The 6,982-nt window shown below is 68.8% G+C and carries 4 protein-coding genes; all 4 read right to left on the minus strand.

What is annotated here, in order from left to right; translation table 11 throughout:
* The coding region (gene mutL / locus QQK25_RS21670) for a DNA mismatch repair endonuclease MutL (protein WP_284189824.1) at positions 1 to 1,182 on the minus strand (1,182 nt) is incomplete at its 3' end.
* 380 nt (positions 1,183 to 1,562) lie between these two features.
* Positions 1,563 to 2,894 (minus strand): HlyD family type I secretion periplasmic adaptor subunit, encoded by a 1,332-nt coding sequence (locus tag QQK25_RS21675; protein WP_284189825.1) that lies wholly within the window; start codon positions 2,892 to 2,894, stop codon positions 1,563 to 1,565.
* Positions 2,895 to 2,896: 2 nt separating this feature from the next.
* The gene (locus QQK25_RS21680) at positions 2,897 to 5,080 is read right to left on the minus strand and encodes a peptidase domain-containing ABC transporter (protein WP_284189826.1); all 2,184 of its coding nucleotides are present in this window, start codon (positions 5,078 to 5,080) and stop codon (positions 2,897 to 2,899) included.
* 88 nt (positions 5,081 to 5,168) lie between these two features.
* Positions 5,169 to 6,982, minus strand: a 1,814-nt coding sequence (locus QQK25_RS21685) for a Calx-beta domain-containing protein (RefSeq protein ID WP_284189827.1), incomplete at its 5' end; no start/stop codon positions are given.

Genomic DNA, 6,982 nt, shown 5'->3' on the forward strand with positions numbered 1-6,982 from the left:
CGGGGCGAAGGCGGTGGCGGCAAAGCCGGGGGCCGGGGCATCGGCGGGGCGGGCCGAGGCGGCGAAGTCGAAATACGCGCGGGACGCCGGCTCCATTGCCAGCCGGCCCTGCTGGGGCGGCGGGAAGTGATGGGCGGTTTGCGCTGCAGCCGTGGGCTGGGCCTGCGGGATATCGCTGACGGCGGCGGCTTCGCCCGCCTGGGCGGCGCCGGAGGCGGCCAGCGCCCGGTTGAGGGCGTGGTAGACGAACTGGTGCACCGCGCGGGAATCCCGGAAGCGCACCTCGATCTTCGCGGGGTGCACGTTGACGTCCACCCCGAACGGGTCGAGTTCCAGGAACAGCACGTAGGCCGGGTGGCGGCTGCCGTGGAGGATGTCGGCGTAGGCCTCGCGGATGGCGTGGGTGACCAGCTTGTCGCGCACGAAGCGGCCGTTCACGTAGAAGAACTGGGCGTCGCGGCTGCTGCGCGAATACGCCGGCAGGCTGGCGAAGCCGGTGAGGCGCAAGAGGCCCGATTCGGCCTCGATGCTGCGGGCGGCGCCGACGAAATCGTCGCCCAGTAGGGCGCGGACGCGGGCCTCGCGGCGGCCGGCGGCGAGGCGCAGGCTCACCCGGCCGTTGTGGGTGAGCTGCATCGCCACGTCGGGCCGGGCCAGCGCGATGCGGCGGAACACGTCGTCGCAGTGGGCGAACTCGGTGCCTTCGCTCTTGAGAAACTTGCGCCGGGCCGGGGTGTTGAAATACAGGTCGGCCACGTCCACCACGGTGCCGTGGTTGAGGGCGGCGGGGGCGAGCTCGCGCGGGTCGGCGTCGATGCGCCAGGCGTGGCTGGCACCCTCGAAGCGGCTGGTGATGCTCATCCGCGACACCGCCGCGATGGCGGCCAGGGCCTCGCCGCGGAAACCCATCGTGCCCACGTTTTCCAGGTCGTCGAGGCTGGCGATCTTGCTGGTGGCGTGGCGCTCCAGGGCCAGCGGGAGCTCGTCCTTGGGAATGCCGCAGCCGTCGTCGGCCACCCGGATGCGCCGCACGCCGCCCTGTTCGAGCTGCACGTCCACCACCGTCGAGCCGGCGTCCATGGCGTTTTCGAGCACTTCCTTGAGCACCGAGGCGGGGCGTTCGACCACCTCGCCGGCGGCGATCTGGTTGATGAGGTGTTCGGAGAGGCGGTGGATGGGCATCGGCGGCTTCCTGTTCGGCAGGGGCGGATTGTAGCCGCTGGAAGCAGAAACGCCCCGCTCGCCATGCAGCGGCGGGGTGCCGGGCGTCAAGCGTTGTTCTTGATGGTGACTTCCACCTTCGACGGCGAGGCGGTGCGGTAGCGGCTCAGGTTGAGCGTGGCGTTGCCGCTGGCGTCCGCACCCTGGCCAACGAACAGCCCGCGGTCGTATGGGCCCCCGTCAGCGCCCGCCTGGGCAGCACTCCGGCATCGGCTAATGGCGCCACGGCCGCATCCGTCGCCGCTTACAGGCGATGACGGTGCCGCCGGAAGGAGAGCAGGCGGTTTGATGAGGCCCGCATTCGCAACTTCGCCGGGGAGGCAATGGCCCGGCTCATTGACTCAGCGTTCGCGGAGCGATTCGTCCAGCACGCGGATCAGCGGATAGAGGAAAAACGAGATGACCGAGCGCTGGCCGGTGATGATCTCGCCGGCGAGCGTCATCCCGGGCAGCAGCAGGGTGGGGGCCGGGACGCCGTCGAGCCGGGTGTCGTCGAGGCCCACGCGGGCGAGGTAGTAGGCGCTGTCGGTGCCGACGGGGCCCTGGCGGGTGAAGGTGTCGGGGCTGATGTGCAGCACCTTGCCGCGGATGGTGCCGTGCTTCTGGAAGGGGTAGGTGTCGATCTTGACGCGCACGGCGTCGCCGACCCGGAGCATGCCGACGTCCGCCGGCGCGACTTCGACCTCGGCTTCCAGCGGGGCATTGAGGGGCACCAGCACGAACAGCGGCTCGGCCTCGCGGAGCACCGACCCGACCGATTTCTTGCCGATCTCGAGGACGATGGCGTCCTCGGGGGCGGTGAGGCTGACGAGGTCGGTGCGACGGCGGGCCTTGGCCAGCTGCTCGGCCACTTCGTCCCGTTCCTGAACCGCCGCGGAGAGTTTTTCGAGGGATTCCTGCCGCCAGTTGCGGGCGAAGGCGGTCCGCTCGGCTTCGGTGGCGGCGATCTCGCGGCGGATCTCCTCGGCGCGGCTGACCGCCGTGGCCCGGTCGCGCTCGACCTCGAGCTTGCGTTCGCGGACTTCGAGCACCCTGGCGCGGGAGCCGAACTGGCGGGTCTGCAGCTCGGCCTGCATGGCTTCGAGCTCGGCGAGGCTCTGGACCCGCTCGGCGAGGGTTTGCTGATCTTGCCGGTTGGTCGCCTGGGCGGCGCGCAGACGGGCGATGGATTCGTCGAACTGGCGCATGCGGGCGGCGTAGGTGGCCTGGCGCTCGGCCATCAGGCGCGTCTGGACCTGCTGCTGGCTGTGGGCGCTGCCGGCATCGATGGGGGGGCGGCCCTGGAGTTCGGCCTCGAGGCGCCTGGCGCGCATGCCCAGGCTGTCGCTGCGGGCGCCAAGCTGGCTGGCGTCGGCTTCGGCGAAGGTGGGGTCGAGGGTGGCGAGGACGGCGCCCTTGCGGACGGTCTGGCCGACGCGTACCTGGATGGTCTTGAGGATGGCCTGTTCGAGGGGCTGGACGACGATGTTGGGTAGCGGGGTGACGAGGCGACCGTGGCCGATGACGAGCTTGTCGATCTGGGCGAAGGTGGCCCACAGCAGGGCTGTGAGGACCAGGGCCAGCAGGGCGTACAGGGTGATGCGGGCGCCACGGGGAGGCGTCTGGTGTTCGATGGCCTGGGCGTCGGGGAGGAAGTCGGCCAGCAGACGCCGGATTTTCGGGTCGGAGGACATGCTCAGAGGTGACGGGTTTGTTGCTGCCAGAGCTGGGCGTAGACGGCGCAGCGCTGGAGCAGGGCATCGTGGGGGCCGGCGTCGGCGATGACGCCCCGGTTGAGGACCATGATCGCGTCGGCCCGGGTGAGGGTTGAGAGGCGGTGGGAGACGATGATCACCGTGCGGCCTTCGACCAGATTGGCCAGGTTGCCCAGGAAGATCGCCTCGGACTCCGGGTCGAGGGCGCTGGCGGCTTCGTCGAGGATCAGGATGCGCGGCCGGGGGAGCAGGGCGCGGGCGATGGCGAGCCGCTGCTTCTGGCCGCCGGAGAGGTTGGCGCCGTTCTCGTCGAGCAGGGTGTCGTAGCCCTGCGGCAGGCGCTCGATAAACTCGTCGGCGCCGGCCAGGCGGGCGGCCTCGACGATCTCCTCGAAGCGGGCGTCGGGCTTGGTGACGGCGAGGTTCTGGCGGACGCTGCCGCGGAACAGGAAGTTGTCCTGCAGCACGACGCCGATCTGGCGGCGCAGGTGGGCGAGGTCGATCTCGCGCACGTCGATGCCGTCGAAGCGGATCACGCCCTCCTGGATCGGGTAGAGGCCCTGCATTAGGCGGGTGAGGGTGGTCTTGCCGGAGCCGCTGCGCCCGACGATGCCGAGCACCTTGCCGGCGGGCAGGGTGAAGCTCAGCCGGTCGAGGGCCGGCGGGCCGCCGGCGGCGTAGCGGAAGGTGACGTTGTCGAACTCGATCTTGCCGCCGAGGGTGGGTTCCAGCCCGCCGGACTCGCGCAGGCCCTCGACCGGCCGGTTCATGATCTCGCCGAGCATGCGCACCGACAGCGCGGTCTCCTGGTATTCGTGGACCAGGGCGACGATCTGCACCAGCGGCGCGACAACCCGCCCGGAGAGCATCTGGAAGGCGATCAGGGCACCCACCGACAGGCTCTGGTCGAAGACCAGATTTGCACCCACGCCGATGAGGGTGACGGTCATCAGCTTCTCGAGAAAGCTCATGGCGGTGTGGGCCGCCATGGAGATCTTCCCGACCCGGAAATGCATGTCCACCGCCCGGGCGGAGCGGCTCTCCCATTCCTTGCGGCGCTGGGGTTCCATCGCCAGCGACTTGATGGTGCGCATGCCCTGGATGGACTCGACGAGGATCGACTGGCGCTCGGCCTCGGCGTTGTAGAGGGCCTGCAGACGGCTGCGGAAGGTGGGCACCAGGGCAAACACGACACCGCCGATGGCGGCTGCGAAGGCGAGCACGATGGCGGCCAGCAGCCCGGAGTAGAAGAACAGGATCGGCAGCAGGATGACCAGGATCGAGGCGTCGAGGATGGTCGAGAACAGCCGCCCGGTGAGGAACTGGCGGATCTTCTCGGCCTGCTGCATGTGGCGGGTGATGACGCCCGCGGTGCCGGTCTCGAAGAAGGTGATGGGCAGGCGCAGCAGGTGGCTGAAGGTCTTCTGGGCGAGGCGGATGTCGAGCCGGTTGGTGGCGGCGAGCATGAAGTATTGCCGCAGGTAGGAAAACACCGCCTCGAACAGCAGGGCGAGGATTACGCCGCCGGTGAGCACGTAGAGGGTCGAGCGGCCCTCATGGACGATCACCTTGTCGATCACCAGCTGGGTGAACACCGGCATCGCCAGCGCCAGCACGTGGAGCACGATTGCGGCAACCGCCACGTCGCGCAGGAAATCCCGCTGGCGGAAGAGCTCGGGGATGAACCAGCGCAGGCCGAAGGGCTGTTTTTCGTCGAGCACGGGGTAGCTGCGCTTGAGCAGCACGACCTCGCCGTTCCAGGCCTCCTGAAAGCGTGCGCCGTCGATGAGCAGGATGGCGTTGGCCGGCGTTGCCGTGGGGTCGAGCACGGCGACCGCCGGGCCGTCGGCCGTATCGCGCAGCCCGACCAGCACGACGCAGTTGCCGTTCCGGAGTACGGCGATGGCGGGGAAGGTCTCTTGCAGTGCCGTCAGATCGGCGAAGTCGAGCCGCTGGCTGCGGGCCTTGAGCCCCAGGGCGCGGGCGGTGGGCACTAAGGCGTCCGGGGGCGTGGGGAATGGCGCGTCGTTGGCGAGGTGCTCGCGGCGGATCTGTTCGACGCTGGTTGAGAGGCCGTGGTGGCCGGCGATGGCTGCGAGGCAGGCCAGCGGGCTGTCGATGGACGGAGCCTGGTGCGCTTCGGGAATGGGGTCTGCGAGGTTCAAGCGGAGGGTTCCGGCGGGGGGCGCGACGGTGGGGCAGGCCTGCGACAACCGGGCGTGGTTGCCCGGTTGTCGTGGCCGGTCAGGGGGCTCAGGCGCTCACAAGCTGGATGTCGCTGGCGGTCAGGGCCGCGCGGTTACCGAGGGTTGCGAGCTGGACGGCGGCGCCGGCGCCTGCGCCGTCCCGGTCGAACCACAGCTGGCCGTTGGTTGTGTTGTAGAGGAACTGGCCCGCCGGCCCGATGGTGGCAGGCAGGCTGGGGGCCGAACGCAGCAGCGCCGTGCCACCGGCCGTGAGGCCGAAGTTGGCGGCGATCACCTGGATCCTGTCGCCGGCTGCCGACGAGAAGTCGGTGATCGTGTCACCGCCATCTGCGGCAACGGTGAACACGAACTGGTCGGCCCCGTTTCCGCCGGTCAGGGTGTCACTGCCACCTCCGCCGACGATCCGGTTGGCGACATCGTTGCCGACGATGGTGTCGGCCAGCGCGGTGCCCTTGGCGTTCTCGATGGTTGCGCCGTAGGCAATGCCCAGGCAGTTGCGCACGTAGGTGCTGCCGTTGTGGAACGTATTGCCGATGGACGACCAGCTGCCGGCGTTGAGGTTGAGGGTGACGCCCTGGGTCTGGTTGCTGGCGTCGATGGTGTCGTTGCCACCTGCATCCCAGATGCAGTCGTAGATGCGACCGCCGGCGGTCCAGGTGTAGACGTCGTTGCCGGTGTTGTAGCTCGTGTTGGCGCCATAGAGGTACTGCAGGGCGGCGATGTCGTTGAGCATGTAATCGACGGGGTAGAAGCTGGTGGTGTACCCGGTGAGCGGGGCGCCGTCGTAACTGCGGTAGCTCATCACGCTGTACTTGAGCTGGTCCTCGCCGGGCTCGGGGGCAGGCGTGCCGCTGTGGGGGTGATCCAGGCCCATGGCGTGGCCGAGTTCGTGGATGAAGGTGGCGTAGTCGTAGGTGCCCTGTGCCGGGTTGGTGTAGCCGTTGGCTTTGAACCAGATGTCACCGCCCAGCGCCGAACGGCTCGGATACCAGGCGTCGGCCGTTCCTTCGTTGGGCGATCCGGTGACCGTCCAGCGGATGTCGCCGGCGCTTGTGGCCGTATCGGCCACCTCGCTGAAGGTGACGTTGCAGATCGCCGAGACGGACCCCATGGCCTGCTGGGCCGCGGCCCGCTGGGTGCTGCTCAGCGCCGAGAAGGGCGCGTGGGCCACCTGACCGTTGAAGATGTTCTCGTAATTGAAGACCGATGTGGCAGTGGAGAAACTGTAGGTGAGTGATGCGCCGGTCCCGATCGCGCCCCCCCACTTCTGGTTGCTGACGAGGTTCTCGATGCTGTCGTCCACCGAACCGGGGACAGAAATATAGGTGACGGTGGCGATGCTGTTGTCGATGCCGGGGCGGTTGGCGGCTGCATCGTCGTTGAGGATGGTGGCTGCCGCGCTGGCTGTCGTCAGGGTCGCGCCGGTTGCGCCGCTCAGCACGACGTTGAAGGTTTCATTGGCCTCGACAGCGGTGTCGCCGGCCACGTTGACTGTGATGGTCTTGCTGGTTTCACCGACGGCGAAACTGATCGAGCCACCGGGCAGCACCCCGCCGGTGAAGTCGGCAGCGGTGGCTGTGCCGCCGGAGACGGCCCAGTTGACGGTGGAGGCCGCCGTCGTCGTGCCGGTGCGTGTCACGGTGAAGGTGAAGGGCGTTGCCCCGCTGTTGCCCTCGGACTTGTTGGTGCTGTTGGCGGCAATGCTGAGGGTGGGCAGGGTGTCGTCGTTGAGGATGGTGCCGGCGGCGCTGGCGGTGCCGAGGGTGGCGCCGGTGGGCGTGGTGAGGTTCACGTAGAACACTTCGTTGGCTTCGACGAAGGTGTCGCCAACGACATTGAGGCTGATGACCTTGCTGGTCT

Origin of the sequence: Zoogloea oryzae, assembly GCF_030161255.1 — a bacterium.
GTDB classification, from domain to species: domain Bacteria; phylum Pseudomonadota; class Gammaproteobacteria; order Burkholderiales; family Rhodocyclaceae; genus Zoogloea; species Zoogloea oryzae.